This is a genomic window from Escherichia sp. WS33 (assembly GCF_046486385.1).
Lineage (GTDB): Bacteria > Pseudomonadota > Gammaproteobacteria > Enterobacterales > Enterobacteriaceae > ECMA0423.
This window is the reverse complement of the sequence record NZ_JBJQLJ010000002.1, coordinates 50,359-73,110: the sequence shown is the minus strand read 5'-3', so window position 1 is coordinate 73,110 and position 22,752 is coordinate 50,359. Positions and strand designations below refer to the sequence as shown.

At 46.2% G+C, this 22,752-nt stretch carries 25 protein-coding genes; 14 read left to right on the top strand and 11 right to left on the bottom strand.

Going from position 1 to position 22,752, the window contains the following annotated elements; genetic code table 11:
* The first annotated feature begins 50 nt into the window (after positions 1 to 50).
* The 4 genes from rspA (at position 51) to ACJHXA_RS02395 (ending at position 5,270) form a co-directional block, all read left to right on the top strand.
* Positions 51 to 1,265: a starvation-sensing protein RspA gene (gene rspA, locus ACJHXA_RS02410; protein WP_001295394.1), complete on the top strand. Its 1,215-nt coding sequence runs from the start codon at positions 51 to 53 to the stop codon at positions 1,263 to 1,265.
* An 11-nt stretch (positions 1,266 to 1,276) separates the two neighbouring features.
* Positions 1,277 to 2,296, top strand: coding sequence for a Zn-dependent oxidoreductase (locus ACJHXA_RS02405; RefSeq protein WP_000836064.1), 1,020 nt, complete (start codon positions 1,277 to 1,279; stop codon positions 2,294 to 2,296).
* A gap of 57 nt (positions 2,297 to 2,353) precedes the next feature.
* The gene (gene ydfJ / locus ACJHXA_RS02400) at positions 2,354 to 3,721 is read left to right on the top strand and encodes an MHS family MFS transporter YdfJ (RefSeq protein WP_000151243.1); all 1,368 of its coding nucleotides are present in this window, start codon (positions 2,354 to 2,356) and stop codon (positions 3,719 to 3,721) included.
* A gap of 88 nt (positions 3,722 to 3,809) precedes the next feature.
* Positions 3,810 to 5,270, top strand: a complete 1,461-nt coding sequence (locus tag ACJHXA_RS02395; RefSeq protein ID WP_000527753.1) for a mannitol dehydrogenase family protein — start codon at positions 3,810 to 3,812, stop codon at positions 5,268 to 5,270.
* 35 nt (positions 5,271 to 5,305) lie between these two features.
* On the opposite strand, the gene ydfZ is transcribed toward ACJHXA_RS02395, so the two are convergent.
* The 3 genes from ydfZ to ydfG all read right to left on the bottom strand — a co-directional run bounded on the left by ydfZ (position 5,306) and on the right by ydfG (position 7,208).
* On the bottom strand, positions 5,306 to 5,509 hold the full coding sequence (gene ydfZ, locus ACJHXA_RS02390) for a putative selenium delivery protein YdfZ (protein WP_000214712.1): 204 nt from the start codon (positions 5,507 to 5,509) through the stop codon (positions 5,306 to 5,308).
* A gap of 177 nt (positions 5,510 to 5,686) precedes the next feature.
* Positions 5,687 to 6,373, bottom strand: a complete 687-nt coding sequence (rspR, locus tag ACJHXA_RS02385) for a DNA-binding transcriptional regulator rspR (RefSeq protein WP_000215549.1) — start codon at positions 6,371 to 6,373, stop codon at positions 5,687 to 5,689.
* Positions 6,374 to 6,461: 88 nt separating this feature from the next.
* Entirely contained in the window at positions 6,462 to 7,208 is a 747-nt protein-coding gene (gene ydfG, locus ACJHXA_RS02380; protein ID WP_000636571.1) for a bifunctional NADP-dependent 3-hydroxy acid dehydrogenase/3-hydroxypropionate dehydrogenase YdfG, read from the bottom strand.
* A 136-nt stretch (positions 7,209 to 7,344) separates the two neighbouring features.
* On the opposite strand from ydfG, the gene dcp reads away from it, so the two are divergent.
* Entirely contained in the window at positions 7,345 to 9,390 is a 2,046-nt protein-coding gene (dcp, locus tag ACJHXA_RS02375; protein ID WP_001299399.1) for a peptidyl-dipeptidase Dcp, read from the top strand.
* Between the two features lie 44 nt (positions 9,391 to 9,434).
* On the opposite strand, the gene ACJHXA_RS02370 is transcribed toward dcp, so the two are convergent.
* Entirely contained in the window at positions 9,435 to 9,953 is a 519-nt protein-coding gene (locus tag ACJHXA_RS02370; protein ID WP_001024561.1) for a 2-oxo-tetronate isomerase, read from the bottom strand.
* Between the two features lie 275 nt (positions 9,954 to 10,228).
* Between ACJHXA_RS02370 and ydeI the strand changes: the two genes are divergently transcribed.
* A complete protein-coding gene (gene ydeI, locus ACJHXA_RS02365) occupies positions 10,229 to 10,621 on the top strand; it encodes a YdeI family stress tolerance OB fold protein (protein ID WP_000671731.1) in 393 nt (130 codons plus the stop codon).
* Between the two features lie 254 nt (positions 10,622 to 10,875).
* On the top strand, positions 10,876 to 11,766 hold the full coding sequence (gene dgcZ, locus ACJHXA_RS02360; protein WP_000592826.1) for a diguanylate cyclase DgcZ: 891 nt from the start codon (positions 10,876 to 10,878) through the stop codon (positions 11,764 to 11,766).
* 114 nt (positions 11,767 to 11,880) lie between these two features.
* Here dgcZ and mgtT read toward each other — a convergent pair whose 3' ends face one another.
* The 3 genes from mgtT to ydeE all read right to left on the bottom strand — a co-directional run bounded on the left by mgtT (position 11,881) and on the right by ydeE (position 13,394).
* Complete coding sequence (gene mgtT, locus ACJHXA_RS02355) at positions 11,881 to 11,985, bottom strand: protein MgtT (RefSeq protein ID WP_211180496.1); 105 nt, start codon at positions 11,983 to 11,985, stop codon at positions 11,881 to 11,883.
* The gene (mgtS, locus tag ACJHXA_RS02350) at positions 11,985 to 12,080 is read right to left on the bottom strand and encodes a protein MgtS (protein WP_000901367.1); all 96 of its coding nucleotides are present in this window, start codon (positions 12,078 to 12,080) and stop codon (positions 11,985 to 11,987) included. The genes mgtT and mgtS overlap by 1 nt, the downstream gene beginning before the upstream one ends.
* A gap of 126 nt (positions 12,081 to 12,206) precedes the next feature.
* Entirely contained in the window at positions 12,207 to 13,394 is a 1,188-nt protein-coding gene (gene ydeE / locus ACJHXA_RS02345; RefSeq protein ID WP_001054189.1) for an efflux MFS transporter YdeE, read from the bottom strand.
* Between the two features lie 194 nt (positions 13,395 to 13,588).
* Between ydeE and eamA the strand changes: the two genes are divergently transcribed.
* Positions 13,589 to 14,488: an O-acetylserine/cysteine exporter gene (gene eamA / locus ACJHXA_RS02340; protein WP_000087216.1), complete on the top strand. Its 900-nt coding sequence runs from the start codon at positions 13,589 to 13,591 to the stop codon at positions 14,486 to 14,488.
* Between the two features lie 44 nt (positions 14,489 to 14,532).
* On the opposite strand, the gene ACJHXA_RS02335 is transcribed toward eamA, so the two are convergent.
* Positions 14,533 to 15,231: a GntR family transcriptional regulator gene (locus tag ACJHXA_RS02335; RefSeq protein WP_000577184.1), complete on the bottom strand. Its 699-nt coding sequence runs from the start codon at positions 15,229 to 15,231 to the stop codon at positions 14,533 to 14,535.
* A 198-nt stretch (positions 15,232 to 15,429) separates the two neighbouring features.
* On the opposite strand from ACJHXA_RS02335, the gene ACJHXA_RS02330 reads away from it, so the two are divergent.
* The 5 genes from ACJHXA_RS02330 to ACJHXA_RS02310 all read left to right on the top strand — a co-directional run bounded on the left by ACJHXA_RS02330 (position 15,430) and on the right by ACJHXA_RS02310 (position 20,710).
* Positions 15,430 to 15,741, top strand: coding sequence for a PTS sugar transporter subunit IIB (locus tag ACJHXA_RS02330; RefSeq protein ID WP_000722571.1), 312 nt, complete (start codon positions 15,430 to 15,432; stop codon positions 15,739 to 15,741).
* Positions 15,742 to 15,855: 114 nt separating this feature from the next.
* Positions 15,856 to 17,178 carry a PTS sugar transporter subunit IIC gene (locus ACJHXA_RS02325; protein WP_000523802.1) on the top strand — a complete coding sequence of 441 codons (1,323 nt, stop codon included), beginning with the start codon at positions 15,856 to 15,858 and terminating at the stop codon, positions 17,176 to 17,178.
* A 27-nt stretch (positions 17,179 to 17,205) separates the two neighbouring features.
* Positions 17,206 to 17,517, top strand: coding sequence for a PTS lactose/cellobiose transporter subunit IIA (locus ACJHXA_RS02320; protein WP_001296721.1), 312 nt, complete (start codon positions 17,206 to 17,208; stop codon positions 17,515 to 17,517).
* A 55-nt stretch (positions 17,518 to 17,572) separates the two neighbouring features.
* Positions 17,573 to 19,246 (top strand): carbohydrate porin, encoded by a 1,674-nt coding sequence (locus tag ACJHXA_RS02315; RefSeq protein ID WP_001022780.1) that lies wholly within the window; start codon positions 17,573 to 17,575, stop codon positions 19,244 to 19,246.
* Between the two features lie 24 nt (positions 19,247 to 19,270).
* Complete coding sequence (locus ACJHXA_RS02310) at positions 19,271 to 20,710, top strand: 6-phospho-beta-glucosidase (protein ID WP_000012613.1); 1,440 nt, start codon at positions 19,271 to 19,273, stop codon at positions 20,708 to 20,710.
* A gap of 56 nt (positions 20,711 to 20,766) precedes the next feature.
* Here ACJHXA_RS02310 and marB read toward each other — a convergent pair whose 3' ends face one another.
* The 3 genes from marB to marR are packed head-to-tail and all read right to left on the bottom strand — an operon-like array spanning position 20,767 to position 21,854.
* Positions 20,767 to 20,985, bottom strand: a complete 219-nt coding sequence (marB, locus tag ACJHXA_RS02305) for a multiple antibiotic resistance protein MarB (RefSeq protein ID WP_000803659.1) — start codon at positions 20,983 to 20,985, stop codon at positions 20,767 to 20,769.
* 31 nt (positions 20,986 to 21,016) lie between these two features.
* Entirely contained in the window at positions 21,017 to 21,400 is a 384-nt protein-coding gene (marA, locus tag ACJHXA_RS02300; RefSeq protein WP_000091199.1) for an MDR efflux pump AcrAB transcriptional activator MarA, read from the bottom strand.
* Positions 21,401 to 21,419: 19 nt separating this feature from the next.
* A complete protein-coding gene (gene marR / locus ACJHXA_RS02295; RefSeq protein WP_000843419.1) occupies positions 21,420 to 21,854 on the bottom strand; it encodes a multiple antibiotic resistance transcriptional regulator MarR in 435 nt (144 codons plus the stop codon).
* 211 nt (positions 21,855 to 22,065) lie between these two features.
* On the opposite strand from marR, the gene marC reads away from it, so the two are divergent.
* Positions 22,066 to 22,731, top strand: a complete 666-nt coding sequence (gene marC, locus ACJHXA_RS02290) for an NAAT family transporter MarC (protein WP_000885033.1) — start codon at positions 22,066 to 22,068, stop codon at positions 22,729 to 22,731.
* Positions 22,732 to 22,752: the final 21 nt, after the last annotated feature.

Genomic DNA, 22,752 nt, shown 5'->3' with positions numbered 1-22,752 from the left:
TCAGTTGCGTAGATTTCATGCATCACGACAAGCGATGCAAGGAATCGAACATGAAGATCGTAAAGGCTGAAGTTTTTGTTACCTGTCCGGGGCGTAATTTCGTCACATTAAAAATCACCACTGAGGACGGTATTACGGGCCTTGGGGATGCCACCCTCAATGGACGTGAGCTTTCCGTGGCCTCTTATTTGCAGGATCACCTTTGTCCGCAGCTTATTGGTCGCGATGCGCACCGTATCGAAGATATCTGGCAGTTTTTCTATAAAGGTGCTTACTGGCGTCGCGGTCCGGTTACGATGTCGGCCATTTCAGCGGTTGATATGGCGCTGTGGGATATTAAAGCCAAAGCTGCCAACATGCCGCTTTACCAGTTACTCGGCGGCGCGTCTCGTGAAGGGGTGATGGTTTATTGCCATACCACCGGTCACAGTATTGATGAAGCTCTGGATGATTATGCCCGTCATCAGGAGCTGGGATTCAAAGCCATCCGCGTGCAGTGCGGAATCCCTGGTATGAAAACCACCTACGGCATGTCGAAAGGTAAAGGTCTGGCTTATGAACCCGCAACCAAAGGACAGTGGCCGGAAGAGCAGCTGTGGTCGACGGAGAAATACCTCGATTTCATGCCGAAATTGTTTGACGCGGTACGTAACAAGTTTGGTTTTAATGAACATTTGCTGCATGACATGCACCATCGCTTAACGCCTATTGAAGCGGCGCGCTTTGGTAAAAGCATTGAAGATTATCGCATGTTCTGGATGGAAGACCCGACGCCTGCAGAAAACCAGGAATGCTTCCGTCTCATTCGCCAACATACCGTCACACCCATCGCAGTGGGTGAAGTCTTCAACAGCATCTGGGACTGCAAACAACTGATTGAAGAGCAACTCATCGATTATATCCGCACCACGCTGACCCATGCAGGCGGAATTACCGGTATGCGCCGGATTGCCGATTTTGCTTCGCTGTATCAGGTACGTACTGGCTCACACGGTCCTTCCGATTTGTCACCAGTCTGCATGGCTGCAGCGCTGCACTTTGATCTGTGGGTCCCCAATTTCGGTGTCCAGGAATACATGGGTTATTCCGAACAAATGCTCGAAGTCTTCCCGCACAACTGGACTTTCGATAACGGCTATATGCATCCGGGAGACAAACCGGGTCTTGGCATCGAATTCGATGAAAAGCTGGCGGCGAAATATCCCTATGAACCTGCTTATCTACCAGTCGCACGTCTGGAAGATGGCACGCTGTGGAACTGGTAAGGAGTAAGATAATGAAAAGCATATTAATTGAAAAACCGAATCAACTGGCGATTGTCGAACGTGAAATACCCACCCCGTCAGCGGGTGAAGTTCGAGTAAAAGTGAAACTTGCCGGAATTTGTGGTTCAGATAGCCATATTTATCGTGGGCATAATCCTTTTGCGAAATATCCGCGCGTCATTGGTCATGAATTCTTTGGCGTCATTGATGCAGTGGGTGAAGGCGTGGAAAGCGCCAGAGTCGGTGAACGTGTTGCAGTCGATCCGGTGGTCAGCTGTGGGCATTGCTATCCGTGCTCTATAGGTAAACCGAACGTTTGTACGACACTGGCTGTATTAGGTGTGCACGCTGACGGTGGTTTCAGTGAATATGCCGTGGTTCCGGCAAAAAATGCGTGGAAAATTCCTGAAGCAGTGGCCGATCAATATGCGGTAATGATCGAACCTTTTACCATTGCGGCTAACGTAACCGGACATGGTCAACCGACTGAAAATGATACCGTTCTGGTTTATGGTGCCGGTCCAATCGGCCTGACGATCGTTCAGGTATTAAAAGGCGTCTATAACGTTAAAAATGTGATTGTTGCCGATCGCATTGATGAACGACTGGAAAAAGCGAAAGAGAGCGGGGCAGACTGGGCGATCAATAACAGCCAGACACCGCTTGGCGAGATTTTCGCTGAAAAAGGCATCAAGCCGACATTAATTATCGATGCGGCTTGTCATCCTTCTATCCTGAAAGAGGCCGTAACGCTGGCTTCTCCAGCGGCACGTATTGTATTGATGGGCTTCTCCAGTGAACCGTCTGAAGTGATTCAGCAAGGAATTACCGGAAAAGAACTCTCTATTTTCTCTTCACGCTTAAATGCAAATAAATTTCCGGTTGTTATCGACTGGTTAAGTAAAGGGTTAATTAAACCAGAAAAATTAATTACCCATACGTTTGATTTCCAGCATGTTGCTGATGCCATTAGTTTATTTGAACAGGATCAAAAACATTGCTGCAAAGTCTTACTCACTTTTTCTGAATAATACCAATAACGGCGAGTAAGTAGTACGCATCTTACCTCTTTTTTAGAGATAACCATTATGACAATAGAAAAACATGAAAGAAGCACTAAGGATTTGGTGAAAGCAGCAGTATCGGGATGGCTGGGCACTGCGCTTGAATTTATGGATTTCCAGTTATATTCGCTCGGCGCAGCGTTAGTGTTTCATGAAATATTTTTTCCTGAATCATCAACGGCAATGGCGTTAATTCTGGCAATGGGAACCTATGGTGCAGGTTATGTGGCGCGTATTGTCGGAGCATTTATTTTCGGCAAAATGGGCGACAGAATAGGGCGTAAAAAAGTGCTCTTTATTACCATCACCATGATGGGGATCTGTACCACCTTAATTGGAGTGTTACCGACCTATGCACAGATTGGTGTTTTTGCACCCATCTTGCTGGTGACGCTGCGTATTATTCAGGGATTGGGTGCAGGTGCGGAAATTTCCGGTGCCGGTACGATGCTGGCGGAATATGCGCCAAAAGGTAAGCGCGGAATTATCTCCTCATTTGTGGCTATGGGAACTAACTGCGGAACCTTAAGCGCAACGGCAATCTGGGCCTTTATGTTCTTCATTCTCAGTAAAGAGGAACTGCTGGCGTGGGGATGGCGTATACCGTTCCTGGCGAGCGTTGTCGTGATGGTCTTTGCTATCTGGTTGCGTATGAATCTGAAAGAAAGCCCGGTCTTTGAGAAGGTTAACGACAGCAACCAACCGACAGCAAAACCTGCACCTGCTGGTAGCATGTTCCAGAGCAAATCCTTCTGGCTGGCAACAGGGCTGCGTTTTGGTCAGGCGGGTAACTCCGGTTTAATTCAGACTTTCCTTGCAGGCTATTTAGTACAGACGTTATTGTTTAACAAAGCAATTCCAACAGATGCATTGATGATCAGTTCGATTCTCGGCTTTATGACCATTCCGTTCCTTGGTTGGTTATCCGATAAAATTGGTCGCCGGATCCCGTATATTATTATGAATACCTCTGCGATTGTGCTGGCGTGGCCAATGCTTTCTATCATCGTAGATAAAAGCTATGCCCCGAGCACCATTATGGTTGCACTGATTGTGATTCATAACTGTGCGGTGCTGGGATTATTTGCTCTGGAAAACATTACCATGGCAGAAATGTTCGGCTGTAAAAACCGCTTTACCCGGATGGCTATTTCAAAAGAAATTGGTGGTCTTATCGCTTCCGGTTTTGGTCCTATCCTGGCGGGTATTTTCTGCACCATGACGGAATCCTGGTATCCGATCGCCATTATGATCATGGCATATTCAGTAATTGGTTTAATCTCTGCGCTGAAAATGCCAGAGGTGAAAGACCGTGATTTAAGTGCGCTGGAAGACGCTGCGGAAGATCAACCGCGTGTTGTAAGAGCTGCGCAACCTTCCAGAAGTCTGTAAACCCTCAATCCCTTCTCTTACCGGAGAGGGGATTTTTATTCATATAACAAAACATATAGCTTGCCATATTTAAATTTAAGGAATTGTTATGGGAAATAATTTGTTATCAGCAAAAGCGACACTCCCTGTTTATGATCGTAATAACCTGGCCCCAAGAATTATTCATTTAGGCTTTGGTGCATTTCACCGTGCGCATCAGGGCGTGTATGCCGATATTCTTGCTACAGAACATTTCAGTGACTGGGGATATTATGAGGTCAACTTAATCGGCGGCGAACAGCAAATTGCCGATTTACAACAGCAAGATAATCTTTATACCGTTGCGGAAATGTCGGCCGATGCGTGGACGGCTCGCGTCGTTGGCGTCGTTAAAAAAGCCTTGCACGTACAGATGGATGGCTTAGAAACCGTGTTGGCTGCGATGTGTGAACCGCAAATCGCGATTGTCTCTCTGACAATCACCGAAAAAGGGTATTTCCACTCTCCGGCGACCGGACAGTTAATGCTCGATCACCCGATGGTCGCTGCCGACGTGCAAAATCCCCACCAGCCGAAAACAGCAACAGGGGTAATTGTTGAGGCGCTGGCCCGCCGTAAAGCGGCAGGACTTCCCGCATTTACCGTCATGTCATGTGACAACATGCCAGAAAACGGTCATGTTATGCGTGACGTTGTCACTTCATACGCGAAAGCTGTTGATGTAAAACTGGCACAATGGATCGAAGATAACGTGACTTTCCCATCAACAATGGTGGACCGTATTGTGCCCGCAGTGACAGAGGATACGCTGGCGAAAATCGAACAACTTACCGGTGTGGGCGATCCTGCGGGCGTTGCCTGTGAACCTTTCCGCCAGTGGGTAATAGAAGATAACTTTGTTGCCGGACGTCCAGAATGGGAAAAAGCGGGAGCCGAACTGGTTAGTGATGTGCTGCCTTATGAAGAGATGAAGTTGCGCATGCTCAACGGCAGTCATTCATTCCTGGCGTATTTGGGTTATCTTGCTGGATATCAGCACATTAATGACTGCATGGAAGATGAACATTATCGTTATGCGGCGTATGGCTTGATGTTGCAGGAACAAGCGCCGACGCTGAAAGTGCAGGGCGTTGATTTGCAAGATTACGCTAACCGATTAATTGCACGCTATAGCAACCCGGCGTTACGTCATCGAACCTGGCAGATTGCGATGGATGGTAGCCAGAAATTGCCACAGCGGATGTTGGATTCTGTTCGCTGGCATCTGGCGCATGACAGCAAGTTCGATCTGCTGGCGCTGGGCGTCGCGGGTTGGATGCGTTATGTCGGTGGTGTTGATGAACAGGGAAATCCGATAGAAATCAGTGACCCACTGTTACCTGTTATTCAGAAGGCTGTACAAAGTAGTGCCGAAGGGAAAGCGCGCGTCCAGTCATTGCTGGCGATTAAGGCAATCTTTGGTGATGATTTGCCAGACAATAGCTTGTTTACTGCAAAAGTGACGGAAGCGTACTTGTCTTTATTAGCGCATGGCGCGAAAGCGACCGTGGCGAAATATTCCGTGAAGTAAAAAAAGCAATGCCGCCATCGGCGGCATTCACACACTTAGTTCATGCCGAGACGAATCAGGTCCAGAGGTGCCAGTTTCTCTTCACAACCTTCAACAACTACGGTTTTTCCGCGGCGGATTTGCTCAGCGGTCAGACCTTCAGTATCAATCGACAGGATCTTGCCAGTGTGACCGGTGCCGCTAACCATAACACGGCTGCCAGTGGTGATTGCGTTACGGTTACGATCGTAGGTCGTCATAGGTGTTTTCTCCTTTCTGATTTACAGTCGAAGCCCACGTAACGGGCGCAATATAAATACTCCTGTCGAGTGAAATATTTTTTGTTTTTGATCAAGCTCACATCTTTTTTGATGCATGCATGAGCCGTAAGGCGGGGGGAAAAGCCTCTCATCCCGGATGGGATGAGAGTAAATGAATTACTCTTCGCTAAACCAGTCGCTGTTTTCCTGGCGGATCTGGCGCACGGATTCGCTGATTTCCTGCAAATGTTGCGTCATTGCACGTTCTACCGCATCGCCATCACGTTTTTGCAGGGCAGAGAAAATATCAAGATGCTGGCGTAACAGCATTTCTGGTGGAGAAACATGGTCGAAACTCATATAGCGCACGCGATCAACGGTCGCTTTCAGGTTCTCAATGGTATCCCACGCCAGTTGACAGTCGGCAATCTGCGTCAGGAGTTGATGGAAGTTGTCATCAAGTTCAAAAAAATCATCCAGTTGCTTGCGCTCAATGGCAATGCGTTGCTGGTGAAGATTTTGTTCCAGTTGGTAGCACTGGCTTTCGGTAATCATGCTCGCCGCCCGACGCGCCACCGCGCACTCAATGGCCTGACGGATAAAACTGCCGTTTCGCACCTGGGCCATGGAAATTTTGTTGACGTAGCTGCCACGCTGCGGACGAATTTGAATCAGGCCGTTTTCCGCCAGTTTAATAAAGGCTTCACGAACCGGCTGGCGTGACACATTGAAACGAACAGAAACTTCTTTTTCCGACAACGGTGTGCCTGGTGCAATCAGGCAATGGACAATGTCGCGACGAAGAATACGATAAATCTGCTGATTGACAGGCTGTGTGGGATTAAGTTGCGTTTCGACGGTCATTCGTTCTTGCTTGTGAGTGAGTTAACTGCATGAGTCTACCACTTTTTTGTGACAAGCAATAACCCGGCAGTTACGCCGGGTATAAAAATTACTGACGGTGGACATTCAGTCCGGCATAGCTTTGGGTAACCGGCATCATTTCCAGGGTATTGATATTGACGTGAGCAGGCAGCGTTGACACCCACCAGACGGCTTCGCTGACATCTTCTGGCGTCAATGCAACGGTATTTTGATAGGTTTTTTCCGCTTTACCGTCATCGCCTTTAAAGCGGACATTGGAAAACTCGGTGCCACCCACCAGACCCGGTTCGATGTCGGTGACGCGCACCGCCGTACCATGCAGATCCGTACGCAGATTCAGGCTAAACTGACGAACAAACGCTTTCGTCGCACCGTAAACGTTACCACCGGCATACGGCCAGCTACCTGCCGTTGAGCCAATGTTAATAATATGACCATGATTACGTTCAACCATACCCGGTAAGACGGCGCGCGTCATATATACCAGGCCTTTGTTGTTGGTATCAATCATCGTTTCCCAGTCTTCAACGCTGGCTTTATGCGCAGGCTCCATGCCCAACGCCAAGCCGGCATTATTTACCAGGATATCAATATTGCACCACTCGGCAGGAAGCGATGCCAGCATCTCTTCAATAGCGGCGCGGTTGCGAACGTCCAGTTGGGCGATATACAGATTATCTCCCAGTTCGTCTTTTAACTCCTGCAACCGCTCCTGGCGACGGCCAGTGGCGATAACTTTATGCCCTTGTTGAATAAAACGACGAGTAATGCATTCACCAAAACCTGCCGTTGCTCCAGTTACTAAAACGATCATCTCACTGTTCCTCAACGCTTTTGTGTGTCAATAACATAGCACGTGATGCTTAAGAGCGGGTAATACTGGTTTGCAAGATTGCACTACGTTATCAGTAAGCCTACGCTATGGAACACCTCGCGTTCAGGAGAAGAAAATGACAACAATGAATCCTTTCCTTGTGCAAAGCACACTGCCGTATCTGGCTCCTCATTTTGATCAAATTGCCAATCATCACTATCGCCCGGCATTCGATGAGGGAATGCAGCAAAAGCGGGCAGAAATTGCTGCCATCGCGCTTAACCCGCAAACGCCTGATTTCAACAATACTATTCTGGCACTGGAACAAAGCGGAGAATTACTTACCCGCGTTACCAGCGTCTTTTTTGCGATGACTGCGGCGCATACCAATGATGAATTACAGCGTCTTGATGAACAGTTTTCCGCTGAACTGGCGGAACTGGCTAATGATATCTATCTGAACGGTGAATTATTCGCGCGGGTAGATGCTGTCTGGCAGCGCCGTGAATCCCTGGGGCTTGATAGTGAATCCATCCGCCTGGTGGAGGTTATTCATCAACGTTTTGTCCTTGCCGGAGCCAAACTTGCGCAAGCTGATAAAGCAAAATTAAAAGTACTGAATACAGAAGCTGCGACCCTGACCAGCCAGTTTAACCAGCGGTTACTTGCAGCAAATAAATCCGGCGGTCTGGTTGTGAACGATATCGCGCAGCTGGCAGGAATGAGTGAGCAAGAGATTGCGCTGGCGGCAGAGGCGGCTCGCGAGAAAGGTCTGGATAACAAATGGCTGATTCCGCTGCTGAATACCACCCAACAACCGGCGCTTGCCGAAATGCGCGATCGTGCGACGCGTGAAAAACTGTTTATTGCGGGCTGGACGCGAGCGGAAAAAAATGATGGCAATGATACCCGCGCTATCATTCAACGTCTGGTAGAGATTCGCGCACAGCAGGCGAAACTGCTTGGTTTTCCTCATTATGCCGCATGGAAAATCGCCGATCAGATGGCAAAAACACCTGAAGCAGCACTCAACTTTATGCGGGAAATTGTTCCAGCGGCGCGTCAACGTGCTAGCGATGAATTAGCCTCCATACAGGCGGTTATCGATAAGCAGCAAGGCGGGTTTAGCGCGCAGCCGTGGGACTGGGCATTTTATGCCGAACAGGTACGGCGGGAGAAATTTGATCTTGATGAGGCGCAGCTCAAGCCATATTTTGAATTAAACACGGTGTTGAATGAAGGTGTATTCTGGACCGCGAATCAGCTCTTCGGTATTAAGTTTGTCGAACGTTTTGATATTCCTGTCTACCATCCTGACGTTCGTGTGTGGGAAATTTTTGATCATAATGGCGTGGGACTGGCGTTATTTTACGGTGATTTCTTCGCCCGTGATTCAAAAAGCGGCGGTGCATGGATGGGCAATTTTGTTGAGCAATCAACGCTTAATGAAACGCATCCGGTAATTTATAACGTTTGCAATTATCAGAAACCCGCTGCCGGTGAGCCTGCGTTGTTACTCTGGGATGATGTAATAACCTTATTCCATGAATTTGGTCATACGCTGCACGGCCTTTTTGCCCGCCAGCGTTATGCCACGCTTTCCGGCACCAACACGCCGCGTGATTTTGTCGAATTTCCGTCGCAAATCAACGAACACTGGGCAACGCATCCGCAGGTATTCGCTCGCTACGCCCGGCATTATCAGAGCGGGGCAGCAATGCCTGACGAACTGCAACAGAAAATGCGTAATGCCAGCCTGTTCAACAAAGGGTATGAGATGAGCGAACTGCTTAGCGCCGCACTTCTCGATATGCGCTGGCATTGCCTGGAAGAAAACGAAGCAATGCAGGATGTCGATGATTTTGAATTGCGGGCGCTGGTGGCGGAAAATATGGATCTTCCTGCTATACCGCCACGCTATCGCAGCAGTTATTTCGCCCATATTTTTGGTGGCGGATATGCTGCAGGTTATTACGCTTATCTGTGGACGCAAATGTTGGCCGATGATGGTTACCAGTGGTTTGTTGAGCAGGGCGGATTAACGCGTGAAAATGGGCAGCGTTTTCGCGAGGCGATCCTTTCCAGAGGTAACAGCGAAGATCTGGAACGCCTGTATCGACAATGGCGCGGTAAGGCTCCTCAAATTATGCCGATGCTGCAACATCGTGGCTTGAACATATAAACACCACCAATGGCTGGCCTGGAGATATCGCCAGGCCAGCCTGGTTATAGCAGTAATTGCAGCAGCTGGACGAGGGCAAACCTCACCGCTAAAGCTAATACCGTTTCGCAGTCGCCAGCAAAATGCATAACCGCAGTGTAGGTCTGGCCTTTAATATGCCACGCGAACCAGACGGTACCCGCTGGCGTACCATCTTCACCGCCCTCCGGTCCGCCGTAGCCGGTAATGGCAATACTGACATCAGCATCCGCACGCTCTATGGCACCTGTTGCCATTTCTGCTGCCACTTTCTCACTCACCGCAGAATATCGTTCAAGAGATTGCTGGCTTACGCTGAGGATTTTCATCTTTGCCTGATCGGTGAAAGTAACAAAGCCTGCACCGTAAAATTTGGGTGTATCTTCAGCTGCACACAGGGCGCTAGCCAACTTACCGCCGGTGCATGATTCGGCGGTAGTTAAGCGTAATTGATCCGCGATAAGTCTTTGACTCAACGCGGATGTCAGGTTTTCAATAGTGTCGGTATCTGCGAGTTGTACAATTTTATCTTTATTAATGTTCACTGTTTTTTGTCCACGCTATTATATGTAAAGGTGATTTGCTTTTTCTGTATGCTCGTCAAATATAATAATTTTCAAACATATAAATCCGATTATTCTGAAAATATGTTTAAGACTCTTCAATCTTCTTAACTTTAGTGAGTTAAATTCTCTGAATATTTGACAGCTAGTGGGCTGATTTTAAATGCCTTATAACAATTGGCAGTATTCTTATTTGGCAATTATAAAAATAGCAACCAGACTTAATAAGTCAAACCAAACGCAATTAAGGAGTTAGTATGAAATTTCAGGCCATTGTATTAGCAAGTTTTCTTGTCATGCCTTATGCGTTGGCAGATGACCAGGGCGGTTTAAAACAGGATGCAGCGCCACCGCCGCCTCATGCAATAGAAGATGGCTATCGCGGAACCGATGATGCAAAAAAAATGACCGTTGATTTCGCAAAAAACATGCACGATGGCGCTTCGGTTTCACTACGCGGTAATTTGATTTCTCACAAAGGAGAGGACCGTTACGTTTTTCGCGATAAGAGCGGTGAAATTAATGTCGTTATTCCTGCGGCCGTCTTTGATGGACGAGAAGTTCAGCCGGACCAGATGATCAACATTAGCGGCAGTCTGGATAAGAAAAGCGCGCCGGCCGTCGTTCGGGTCACTCATTTGCAGAAATAAAAATAAATTAGCCTGATGGCCTGAACTACTGGGCCATTAGGGTATTGGGTTATGCTATTTGTCATCCTTTTATTTACGATAATGCAGAGGTGATTTACAGAATTAAACACTTTTTTATCCGCTGATTTTGTTTTAAATCACAATGTTATCTCAGAGATGACTCCTAACTTCGGATTTCTATGAAAATATTGACGTAATTTTGCTTTTCTCTCGTTAGAATAGCGCGCACAAGGAACTGTGAAAAAGGAGTGGCAATGATCAAGAAGACAACGGAAATTGATGCCATCTTGTTAAATCTCAATAAGGCTATCGATGCCCACTACCAGTGGCTGGTGAGTATGTTTCACAGCGTGGTCGCGAGAGATGCCAGTAAGCCAGAAATAACGGATAACCATTCTTATGGACTGTGCCAGTTTGGTCGGTGGATTGATCATCTGGGGCCACTCGATAACGATGAATTACCTTACGTTCGGCTAATGGATTCTGCCCATCAACATATGCATAACTGTGGTCGGGAATTAATGCTGGCTATTGTTGAAAATCACTGGCAGGACGCGCATTTCGACGCCTTTCAGGAGGGGTTGCTTTCTTTTACTGCGGCATTAACCGATTACAAAATTTATTTGCTGACGATCCGTAGCAATATGGATGTTTTGACGGGATTGCCGGGGCGTCGGGTTCTTGATGAATCCTTTGATCATCAGTTACGCAACACTGAGCCTCTGAATCTTTATTTAATGTTGTTGGATATTGACCGATTTAAATTGGTTAATGATACCTACGGGCATTTAATCGGCGATGTAGTATTACGCACCCTGGCAACTTACTTAGCCAGTTGGACGCGTGATTACGAAACGGTTTATCGCTACGGGGGCGAAGAATTTATCATTATTGTCAAAGCGGCTAATGATGAAGAAGCATGTCGTGCAGGTGTCAGAATTTGCCAGTTAGTCGATAACCATGCCATCACACATTCTGAAGGGCATATCAACATTACCGTGACAGCAGGTGTGAGTCGCGCATTTCCTGAAGAGCCTCTGGATGTGGTCATTGGAAGAGCAGACCGGGCAATGTATGAGGGTAAGCAAACCGGAAGAAATCGCTGCATGTTTATTGACGAACAAAATGTGATTAACCGAGTTTAAGCTCCGTTTAACATTCATTGAGAAAACTGATGCTACTGTGTCAACGATCCGTTATCAGTGCAGGAAAATGCCTGTTAGCGTAAAAGCAAAACACAAATCTATCCATGCAAGCATTCACCGCCGGTTTACTGGCGGTTTTTTTTCGCCGTCATAAAAATCAGGCCCCTTGTACACAACTGTAACAAGGGGCCGGTTAGGTGAGGGATTATCTCCGTTCATTAGTCATCCCATTTGTGGCTGAAATACGCGGCCAGAAAACCAGAAAATAAAATTATTCCCAGTACGGCCATAAAAACATTCATATTACCCAGCATTATTTGCCTCCGTTTATGGTGTGGTGTGTTTCCTCGCTTACCTTAATTTTCATCTCAATGAGAAAGATATTAGCAGAGGTAACCTAAACGAAGGCTGAATTAAATTTTTATTGTGTTCGACTTAAATCAACAAAGCGCGGGCTGCCCCCACGGTCTTGCACGAATCCCTTTTAACATCAGCACCCACGCAGCAATGATCACCAACGCTAAGATGACAAACAGCGAGGAAGGCGGCAGGCTGGTTAGCACTACGCCACTCACTAATGGGTTAATCGCGGCACCAAGCCAGCCTAAAGACTGGGCGGAAAAATAGCTGGCTTTCATTCCTGGCGGCGCAATATGGTCAATCAACATATACTCGCCCGGCGCATAAATGATTTCACCGACAGTAAATACCGCAGCTGACATACCCCACAATAGCAGGCTGTTGCCGGAAAAAATAAAACCGACCAGACCGATGACGAAACATAGGGTGCCTGCTGTCATCAGCGCGCGGATGTTAGCCGGGTTAAGTCGGCGGCCCACGGAATATTGCAACGTAACCACCATGGCAGCATTCACCGGAAGAACAACCGCGACCACCTTTTCGGCAAAATCCCCATCAGCAATCACCATCACATATTGTGAAATGCATGAAGCAAATGCGCCGCTTACAAAAGAAGCCAGAAAACCAGAGCAGGTAAACCACAACAGTGCTTTATCTTGTAATAAAACTTTCGGCGACCAGACACTGCCTGTTTCCGTGGCGATGATTTTCTCGCTGCGCTTTACCCAAATTTGAATGAAAAGCATGGGAAACGCGGAACAGATAGCTGCCAGCCAGAAGGGCAGATTGATGCTCTGCATCACCAACAGCGTGCCGAGCGGCGGACCGATGGTCCAGCCAATGTTTAGCATGGTGTAGTTGATTGAGAAGATTTTCGTTTTGCTGGTGGACGAAAGATTGTCGGCAAACCAGGCTTTCAGCACGGTAGCAAAAACAGAATAGGCGCAGTTAATGAGGGCAAAAAAGAGCACCACCAGCGTTACGTTATTCACTAAAGGAATGGCAATAAAACCGCTGGCGAAGGCGGTAATTGCCAGTAACATATAGCGTTTCTTGTCGAACTTATCCGCCAGGATACCAAAACCGAGGCTAAAAACGACGCCAATAGTGAGCGCAATTGTCATCGCATAACCGATTAGATCGACACTCAGGCTGTACTGGCGACTCAAGTAAATGGTCATAAATGGCAGCGTAGCGCCGCGTCCGATGGTTAATAACAACGACGAGGCAAGAAGGGCGCTGGTAGAGCGTCGTAGGGATAAGTTCATTTGTCTGTCCGGCAGTGCGTTTCGTTATGTTTTGTTTTAGAGATGTAAAGAAATAGCATGGCAAAAATCCGAAGTATAGCGACTTATTTGCGCATTAATGCCGTCGTAACCGGCGACTAACGAATCAACTGTTAAAGAAAAGTAAATTCAGCTAAGTTGATTGCTTACAAAAGATGAAATTCAGAGGCGGTAGAATGTCGCGAAAAGATGGGGTGTTGGCGCTACTGGTAGTGGTCGTATGGGGGCTAAATTTTGTGGTCATCAAAGTGGGGCTTCATAACATGCCACCGCTGATGCTGGCCGGTTTGCGCTTTATGCTGGTCGCTTTTCCGGCTATCTTTTTTGTCGCACGACCGAAAGTACCACTGAATTTGCTGCTGGGGTATGGATTAACCATCAGTTTTGCGCAGTTTGCTTTTCTTTTTTGTGCCATTAACTTCGGTATGCCTGCTGGACTGGCTTCGCTGGTGTTACAGGCACAGGCGTTTTTTACTATCGTGCTTGGCGCGTTTACTTTCGGGGAGCGATTGCATGGCAAACAATTGGCGGGGATCGCCTTAGCGATTTTTGGCGTACTGGTGTTAATCGAAGATAGTCTGAACGGTCAGCATGTGGCGATGCTCGGCTTTATGTTGACCCTGGCTGCAGCATTTAGTTGGGCGTGTGGCAACATCTTCAATAAAAAGATCATGTCGCACTCAACGCGTCCGGCGGTGATGTCGCTGGTAATCTGGAGCGCTTTAATCCCAATCATTCCCTTCTTTGTTGCCTCGCTGATTCTCGATGGTTCCGCATCCATGATTCACAGTCTGGTTACTATTGATATGACCACCATCTTGTCGCTGATGTATCTGGCGTTTGTGGCGACAATTGTTGGTTATGGGATCTGGGGGACGTTACTGGGACGCTATGAAACCTGGCGGGTTGCACCGTTATCGTTACTGGTGCCCGTAGTCGGACTGGCAAGTGCGGCACTATTGTTGGATGAACGCTTAACGGGTCTGCAATTTTTAGGTGCGGTGCTCATTATGACCGGGCTGTATATCAATGTATTTGGCTTGCGGTGGCGTAAAGCGGTAAAGGTTAGAGGCTAAACCATACGCACAGAATGTGATGTCAGCACTCTGTGCGTCTGCTTTTATCGCGGGAAAAAGTACTTTACCTGGAACTCGAAAATATTGCTGTAAAGTAACGAATAATCCAGCGGAATAGAGTTACTGTCCACAGCCTGGGTCTGAATTTTAAGTATGGGATCCCGTGGGCTGATCCGTAAAATACTGGCGATTTCTGGGGTAGGAAAAGTAGGGGAGAAAGTTTCAAAGGTGCCAATGATTTTGATCCCGCATTCATTCTCAATATATGAAAATTTGGATTTTTGCATATGTGACACGGTTAAATCAGGAAAACGTGCTACTGACATCCACGTTTCTTCTAATTGTGCTGCATTATCCTCAATGAATCGCAGTCTCTTTATGTAATAAACCTGCTCACCAGTCACTAAATTCAGCTCAGTCGCAATAGTGGGTGAAGCATCCTGCACTTCAAATTTCATAATCTGACTCCCTGCCTCTTTGCCGCTTTTATGCGCAATTTCACTGAAACTGTTCATGTGATCAATGTGTGCAACAAAATTCTTTTTTTGAATGTATGTTCCTGAACCATGCTTTCTGTGAATAATTCCTTCGCCTTCCAGCAAGGATAATGCCTTACGCAGGGTATTACGCGAAACATTATAACGAACAGCGAGTTCCGCTTCTGACGGCAACAAATCACCAACATGCCATGAATTGCCATTGATTTCGGATTTAAGTAAGCGGGCAATCTTTTGAAAAATCACTTTTGCACCTTTTAAGAGCCATTGAAAACAAGGAGTTGAGTCCTGATTGGTTTATCGTATGGCCGAGTCGTTTAATAATCACCCTGATGTTGAACAACTTTATCACTGTATTACTGTGATCAATGTACCAGGACGTATAGCTACTGCGGGATATGATATTTAAACAATGTAATCTGTTATATACCAGTAAGGGAAAATATGAAAAAAATATTGTTAGTTTGCGCTGCGGGCATGTCAACCAGTATGCTGGTTAAACGTATGATTGATCATGCTAACGCTATTTCACTTGAAGTTAATATTTCCGCATTGGCGATTGCAGAGGCTAAAGGGAAAATTAAAAATAACGAAGTTGACGTTGTTTTACTTGGCCCGCAAGTTCGCTTTCAGAAACCAGAGATTGAAGCCGTTGCACAGGGGAAAATGCCTGTAGCCGTTATCGAGATGAAAGACTACGGCACCATGAACGGACAGGCAGTTCTTGAATTTGCGATGAAACTACTGCAAGAGTAAGAATCTAATATTATTAAACTATTACCTGAACTAACTTTTCACACATCATAAAATGGATATGGCATACATGCTTTATTGGGATGTATAAATATCCAAAACAACAGGTATAAAAAAATGGGATTAATGGCCTCATTCGAACGTGGAATGGAACGTTTTCTTGTTCCAGTTGCTATCAAGTTAAACTCACAAAAACATGTTGCAGCGGTGAGAGATGGATTCGTTTTTACGTTTCCAATTATCATGGCAAGTTCATTAATTATATTAATTAACTTTGCCATATTATCGCCAGACGGTTTTATTGCCGGATTACTGCATCTGAATAGCATTTTCCCCAACCTTGAAAAAGCACAAGCTATTTTTACTCCGGTAATGAATGGTTCTGTAAATATCATGTCAATTATGATTGCTTTCCTGGTCGCCAGGAATATGGCGATTAGCTATGAGCAAGATGATCTTTTATGCGGATTAACGGCAATAGGAGCATTTTTTATTGTTTATACGCCATATCAGATGATAGATGGGCAAGCATTCCTGACGACCAAATATCTCGGCGCGCAGGGGTTGTTTGTTGCTGTTATCGTTGCATTGATCACCAGTGAAATATTTTGTCGCTTAGCTCGAAACCCAAAAATCACCATAACGATGCCGGCAGCTGTACCGCCTGCGGTAGCGCGTTCATTTAAAGTTTTATTGCCAATATTTTTTGTCATGGTGTTCTTTTCCGCACTTAATTATTGCCTGACACTGATATCCCCGGCAGGACTAAACGATCTTATTTACACATTAATCCAGACGCCGCTCAAACATATGGGAACGAATATCTTTGCGGTAATTATCCTGGGGGCTGTGGGTAATTTCCTGTGGGTGCTGGGGATCCACGGACCTAATACCACATCGGCAATTCGAGAAACCGTTTTTTCTGAGGCTAATCTGGAGAATCTCTCCTGGGCCGCTCAACATGGCACTACCTGGGGCGCGCCATATCCGATTACCTGGACTTCTATTAATGATGCATTCGCCAACTGCGGCGGTTCAGGTATGACGTTGGGGTTATTGTTGGCTATTTTTATCGCTTCTAAGCGTGCGGAATACCGTGATCTGGCAAAAATGTCATTTATCCCCGGTATTTTCAATATCAATGAACCGATAATGTTTGGCCTTCCTATTGTACTTAACCCCATCATGATGGTGCCGTTTATTATGGTTCCCATTGTTAACTGTGCCATTGGTTACTTCTTTGTTTCGATGGAAATTATTCCACCGGTTGCTTATGCCGTGCCCTGGACTACGCCCGGACCTTTAATTGCTTTCCTCGGAACCGGGGGGAACTGGCTGGCTTTACTGGTTGGTTTTTTATGTTTAGGTGTGGCGACAATGATCTATTTACCTTTTGTTATTGCCGCCAACAAAGTCAATAACATGACAACTAACGGATAATTCCATTTACCCAGGAAGGAGATTGTGATGTTTGCAGATGAAGAACTTGTTATGGAGTTACTGGTCAACGCGGGGCAGGCACGTTCTGACGCGATGGAAGCCATACGTTGTGCCGGGCAAAAAGACTGGCAGGGCGCAACTCAGCTAATGGCCAGTTCTGAATCTGCCTGTCTTCAGGCACATAAGATTCAGACCGCATTAATTAGTCAGGATGAAGGCTGTGGCAAAATAAAAGTTAATTTAATTCTGATTCATGCACAGGATCATTTGATGAATGCAATATTATGCCAGGATTTAGCCAGGGAAATTATTTCATTAAGAAAAGAACTCCATGCCTGATTTTTTCCTCCAGTGCGATAGCTGGAGGAAATTATTATACTCTTAAGGATAAGTCATGAATATAAAGACGCTTAACGTCAGCCTTTTGTCTTTTTCTATTATTACAGCATTGTTTCCATTGAACGCGATGGCAACAAAATTAACCATAGAGCAGCGCCTTGAATTGCTTGAAAATGAATTGTCGCAAAATAAACAAGAGCTGAAAGCAACACAGAATGAACTGGGAGTATATAAATCCCGACTTTCGACCTTACAAAAAAGCATCACGGAAAACAAATATAAATCAGCCTCGCTTGCTGAAATATCAGCGACATCTCCCGTCGCTGATAACATCAAAAATGAAAACGGTGAACAGAACTCGTCTGCCGCAGCGCATACTATAAATGGATCGCAGCAAGTTGCCGTTATTGAAAGTAAAGGCGACAAAACCACTATCGAAAGCGTGACCCTGAAAGATATCAGTAAATATATAAAGGATGATATTGGGTTCAGCTATCAGGGGTACTTCCGCTCAGGCTGGGGTACTGGTAATCACGGCTCACCACAAACTTATGCAGCGGGTTCTCTGGGACGTTTTGGTAATGAGATGAGCGGTTGGTTTGACCTGACCTTAAATCAGCGTGTTTATAATCAGGACGGTAAAACGGCAAATGCGGTCGTTACCTATGATGGCAACGTGGGTGAGCAGTATAACGATGCCTGGTTTGGTGACAGTGCCAATGAAAATATCATGCAGTTCAGCGATATTTACCTGACAACGCGAGGTTTTTTACCCTTCGCACCAGAGGCAGACTTCTGGGTCGGCAAACATAAACTCCCGCAATATGAGATCCAGATGCTGGACTGGAAAACCTTAACCACGGATGTCGCCGCGGGTGTGGGGATTGAAAACTGGGCACTTGGTGTAGGGCTGTTTGATATGTCCTTAAGCCGTGATGATGTCGATGTTTACTCTCGTGATTTTTCGCGTACCAGCCAGATGAATACCAATTCTGTGGATGTTCGTTATCGCAATATCCCGTTATGGGATGATGCGACATTATCATTAATGGCTAAATATTCCGCACCTAATAAAACGGATCAACAACAAGATAACGAAAATGACAACAGTTATTTTGAAATGAAAGATAGCTGGATGCTGACTTCTGTTTTACGGCAAAACCTGCAACGCGATACGTTTAATGAATTTACGTTACAGGTTGCCAATAATTCCTATGCCAGCAGTTTTGCCAGTTTCTCAGATGCCAGTAATACGATGGCGCATGATCGCTATTACTATGGTGATCATACCAATGGGATCGCCTGGCGTTTAATCTCTCAGGGCGAGATGTATCTTACTGACAATATTATTATGGCTAACGCGCTTGTCTATTCTCACGGCGAAGATGTTTATAGTTATGAAAGTGGTGCTCATAGTGATTTTGACAGTATTCGCACTGTAATAAGACCGGCTTGGATCTGGAATACATGGAATCAGACGGGGCTTGAATTAGGCTGGTTTAAGCAACAGAACAAAACTCAGCAGGGTGTAACACTAAATGAATCGGCTTATAAAACGACACTCTGGCATGCATTGAAAGTGGGTGAAAGCATTTTAGGTTCACGACCAGAAATTCGCTTCTATGGAACGTATATCAATATTCTGGATAACGAATTATCGAATTTTAAGTTTAATGAGAACAGCAAAGACGAGTTTATGGCCGGCATCCAGGCGGAAGTCTGGTGGTAATCTATTTTAGTTAAGGAGTTGTGTATGTCAGGATTTAAAAAAGGTTTTTTATGGGGCGGTGCGGTAGCCGCGCATCAGTTGGAAGGTGGCTGGAATGAAGGAGGAAAAGGCATCAGCATCGCTGATGTGATGACTGCTGGCGCTCACGGGGTGCCGCGTGAAGTGACAGAAGGCGTTATCGACGGGCTTAATTATCCCAATCATGAAGCAATTGATTTTTATCATCGCTATAAAACAGATATTCAGTTATTTGCCGAGATGGGATTCAAATGCTTTCGAACTTCCATTGCCTGGACACGAATCTTTCCGCAAGGTGACGAACAGGAGCCGAATGAAGAGGGTTTACAATTTTATGATGATCTGTTCGATGAATGCCTTAAGCAGGGAATGGAACCTGTGGTGACGCTTTCACATTTTGAGATGCCTTATCATCTGGTGACAAAATATGGTGGCTGGCGAAACCGTAAACTGATCGACTTTTTTATCCGCTTCGCATCAACGGTCTTCACGCGCTATAAAGAAAAAGTAAAGTACTGGATGACGTTTAACGAAATCAATAATCAGGTGAATTTCAGCGAAAGCCTGTGTCCATTTACTAATTCCGGTATCTTGTATTCGCCAGAGGAAGATATCAATGAGCGCGAACAAATAATGTACCAGGCGGTACATTACGAGTTAGTTGCCAGTGCCCTGGCGGTACAGACTGGAAAATCGATCAATCCTGAATTTAACATTGGCTGTATGATCGCCATGTGTCCCATCTATCCTCTGACGTGTGCACCCAACGATATGATGATGGCCACGAAAGCAATGCATCGTCGTTACTGGTTTACTGATGTTCATGCTCGTGGATATTATGCGCAACATATGCTGAATTACTTTGCCAGGAAAGGATTCAACCTCGATATCACACCAGAAGATAACGCGATTCTTGCCAGTGGTTGTGTCGACTTTATCGGCTTTAGCTACTACATGTCTTTTACGACACAATTTTCGCCCGATAACCCGCAACTGGATTATGTTGAACCACGAGATTTGGTCAGCAACCCTTATATCGATACATCCGAATGGGGATGGCAAATTGATCCGGCAGGGCTACGTTATTCACTCAACTGGTTCTGGGATCATTTCCAGTTGCCGCTGTTTATTGTCGAAAATGGATTTGGTGCGGTTGACCAGAGACAAGCTGACGGCACGGTGAACGATCACTATCGCATTGATTACTTTGCTTCCCATATTCGGGAAATGAAAAAAGCCGTAGTTGAAGATGGTGTTGACTTAATTGGCTACACCCCGTGGGGCTGCATTGACCTGGTTTCTGCCGGAACAGGGGAAATGAAAAAGCGCTACGGAATGATTTATGTCGATAAAGACAACGAAGGGAAGGGAACGCTGGAACGGATACGTAAAGCGTCGTTTTACTGGTATCGGGATCTCATCGCCAACAATGGCGAAAATATTTGAGACTTGAGGAAGATATTACGGAGATGTCAGGCTCTGTGATCAGAGCCTGACAATAACTACATAGCGTGTTGATTATAATAGGGCACGCCGAGCGCATCCGACTTATCACTGCCAGTACCCATGTGATTTAAATCAAACGGTGGTTGTTCCTGCGATGGGGGAACAACCACGACATTGGCACAAGAAGTAACAACTGGCTGCGTGGTTTGTTCCGCAACGCCCTGCGCGGAAAAGAGAATAAGCGCAGCTGCTATTGCGGATGAAAGTGGTTTCATGATAGCCTCAGTGACGTTGTCACGTTATCAACTAGCTGTTGTAATGATTTAATGGATGTAAAAAGCGCGATTCGCCCTGCATATTGGTCATCCGGTATTTATGCGGCGGAACATCAAAGTAATTTTTGAAGGTTCGGGTCAGAGTTTGTTGCGACTCGAAGCCATATCGTTCTGCCAGATAGAGTATCGGCTCGTTACTTTCCTTCAGCTTTTGCGCGATTTCCGTCATCTTACGGCTGCGGATGTATTGGCCTAATGAATGACCGGTTTCTTTTTTAAACATCCGTTGCAGGTGCCATTTAGAGTAACCTGAACGCTCTGACACTTTCTCCAGTGACAGTGGCGATTCCAGGTTGTCCTCGATCCAGTCCAAAATGCTATGAATGGTAATAGCGTCAGTATTGCGTCTGGACATCGTCATACCTCTTTTTTGTTTACGGCAGGACTTTCTTAAGCAAATGCTCAAGTGTTGCCACTTCGTCCGCCGTCAGGTTTTTTGTTAATTCTTGGTGCAGGTCCTGGCCAACTAATTGATGGCATTGTTCACATATTGCCGCGCCGCTGGTGGTAAGTTTTACCAGTACGCCGCGCTTATCATTCGGGTTCGGCAACCTTTCAACCCAGCCTTTACAGACCAGGCGATCCAGCATACGGGTGAGTGCTCCCAGGTCGACCGACAACACTTTTTTCAGTTCAACCGGAGTAATACACGCCGCGCAGCGGATAGAGCAGAGCACCTTAAACTGTGCCGCGGTAATATCCAGCGGAGACAGATACTCGTTAAGCAGACGATCTTTCTTCTGATTAACCATATGGATTAAGCGACCCAATGGAATAATTTCATTGAACAGATCGCTGGTACTTTTCACATTAGTTGCCCTGGCAAGTAATTAGTTGCAGGGGATAATATTGCCCAGGCAAGTATAAGTCAAATGAATGAATTGACCGATGCCACGTTTTGCTAAATCGGTTCAAGTTTTGTTCAATGCGATGTAAGGCTAGCTAAAGAGTGACACTTTATCCTTGTTTACCCCTTATACTTTTCGCTGATAACCCAGATACACAGGATAACAACCACCAATGTTAGATTTGTTTAAAGCAATTGGCCTGGGGCTGGTGGTGTTGCTGCCGTTAGCTAACCCATTAACAACTGTCGCGCTATTTCTTGGTCTGGCAGGCAACATGAACAGTGCCGAACGTAATCGTCAGTCGTTGATGGCCTCGGTGTACGTATTTGCCATCATGATGGTGGCGTATTACGCCGGGCAACTGGTGATGGATACATTTGGCATTTCGATTCCCGGTCTGCGAATTGCAGGCGGCTTAATCGTCGCGTTTATCGGTTTTCGGATGCTTTTTCCGCAACAGAAAGCGATTGATTCACCGGAGGCGAAAAGCAAGTCGGAAGAGCTGGAAGATGAACCGAGTGCCAATATTGCCTTTGTACCACTGGCAATGCCAAGTACCGCCGGTCCGGGAACCATAGCGATGATTATTAGCTCGGCGTCCACAGTGCGTCAGAGTTCAACCTTCGCTGATTGGGTACTGATGGTTGCGCCGCCGCTGATCTTTTTCCTGGTTGCGGTTATTTTGTGGGGAAGCCTACGCAGCTCCGGCGCAATTATGCGGCTGGTGGGCAAGGGTGGCATTGAAGCGATCTCCCGTCTGATGGGATTCCTGCTGGTATGTATGGGTGTGCAGTTTATTATTAACGGCATCCTGGAAATCATTAAAACGTATCATTAAAAAAGGCCCGAATGGGCCTTT

Excerpts from the sequence above, each read along its gene's own strand:
- rspA (WP_001295394.1), top strand. The coding sequence starts at position 51 with ATGAAGATCGTAAAGGCTGAAGTTTTTGTTACCTGTCCGGGGCGTAAT.
- ACJHXA_RS02405 (WP_000836064.1), top strand. The coding sequence starts at position 1,277 with ATGAAAAGCATATTAATTGAAAAACCGAATCAACTGGCGATTGTCGAA.
- ydfJ (WP_000151243.1), top strand. The coding sequence starts at position 2,354 with ATGACAATAGAAAAACATGAAAGAAGCACTAAGGATTTGGTGAAAGCA.
- ACJHXA_RS02395 (WP_000527753.1), top strand. The coding sequence starts at position 3,810 with ATGGGAAATAATTTGTTATCAGCAAAAGCGACACTCCCTGTTTATGAT.
- ydfZ (WP_000214712.1), bottom strand. The coding sequence starts at position 5,509 with ATGACGACCTACGATCGTAACCGTAACGCAATCACCACTGGCAGCCGT.
- rspR (WP_000215549.1), bottom strand. The coding sequence starts at position 6,373 with ATGACCGTCGAAACGCAACTTAATCCCACACAGCCTGTCAATCAGCAG.
- ydfG (WP_000636571.1), bottom strand. The coding sequence starts at position 7,208 with ATGATCGTTTTAGTAACTGGAGCAACGGCAGGTTTTGGTGAATGCATT.
- dcp (WP_001299399.1), top strand. The coding sequence starts at position 7,345 with ATGACAACAATGAATCCTTTCCTTGTGCAAAGCACACTGCCGTATCTG.
- ydeI (WP_000671731.1), top strand. The coding sequence starts at position 10,229 with ATGAAATTTCAGGCCATTGTATTAGCAAGTTTTCTTGTCATGCCTTAT.
- dgcZ (WP_000592826.1), top strand. The coding sequence starts at position 10,876 with ATGATCAAGAAGACAACGGAAATTGATGCCATCTTGTTAAATCTCAAT.
- mgtT (WP_211180496.1), bottom strand. The coding sequence starts at position 11,985 with ATGAACGGAGATAATCCCTCACCTAACCGGCCCCTTGTTACAGTTGTG.
- mgtS (WP_000901367.1), bottom strand. The coding sequence starts at position 12,080 with ATGCTGGGTAATATGAATGTTTTTATGGCCGTACTGGGAATAATTTTA.
- ydeE (WP_001054189.1), bottom strand. The coding sequence starts at position 13,394 with ATGAACTTATCCCTACGACGCTCTACCAGCGCCCTTCTTGCCTCGTCG.
- eamA (WP_000087216.1), top strand. The coding sequence starts at position 13,589 with ATGTCGCGAAAAGATGGGGTGTTGGCGCTACTGGTAGTGGTCGTATGG.
- ACJHXA_RS02330 (WP_000722571.1), top strand. The coding sequence starts at position 15,430 with ATGAAAAAAATATTGTTAGTTTGCGCTGCGGGCATGTCAACCAGTATG.
- ACJHXA_RS02325 (WP_000523802.1), top strand. The coding sequence starts at position 15,856 with ATGGGATTAATGGCCTCATTCGAACGTGGAATGGAACGTTTTCTTGTT.
- ACJHXA_RS02320 (WP_001296721.1), top strand. The coding sequence starts at position 17,206 with ATGTTTGCAGATGAAGAACTTGTTATGGAGTTACTGGTCAACGCGGGG.
- ACJHXA_RS02315 (WP_001022780.1), top strand. The coding sequence starts at position 17,573 with ATGAATATAAAGACGCTTAACGTCAGCCTTTTGTCTTTTTCTATTATT.
- ACJHXA_RS02310 (WP_000012613.1), top strand. The coding sequence starts at position 19,271 with ATGTCAGGATTTAAAAAAGGTTTTTTATGGGGCGGTGCGGTAGCCGCG.
- marB (WP_000803659.1), bottom strand. The coding sequence starts at position 20,985 with ATGAAACCACTTTCATCCGCAATAGCAGCTGCGCTTATTCTCTTTTCC.
- marA (WP_000091199.1), bottom strand. The coding sequence starts at position 21,400 with ATGTCCAGACGCAATACTGACGCTATTACCATTCATAGCATTTTGGAC.
- marC (WP_000885033.1), top strand. The coding sequence starts at position 22,066 with ATGTTAGATTTGTTTAAAGCAATTGGCCTGGGGCTGGTGGTGTTGCTG.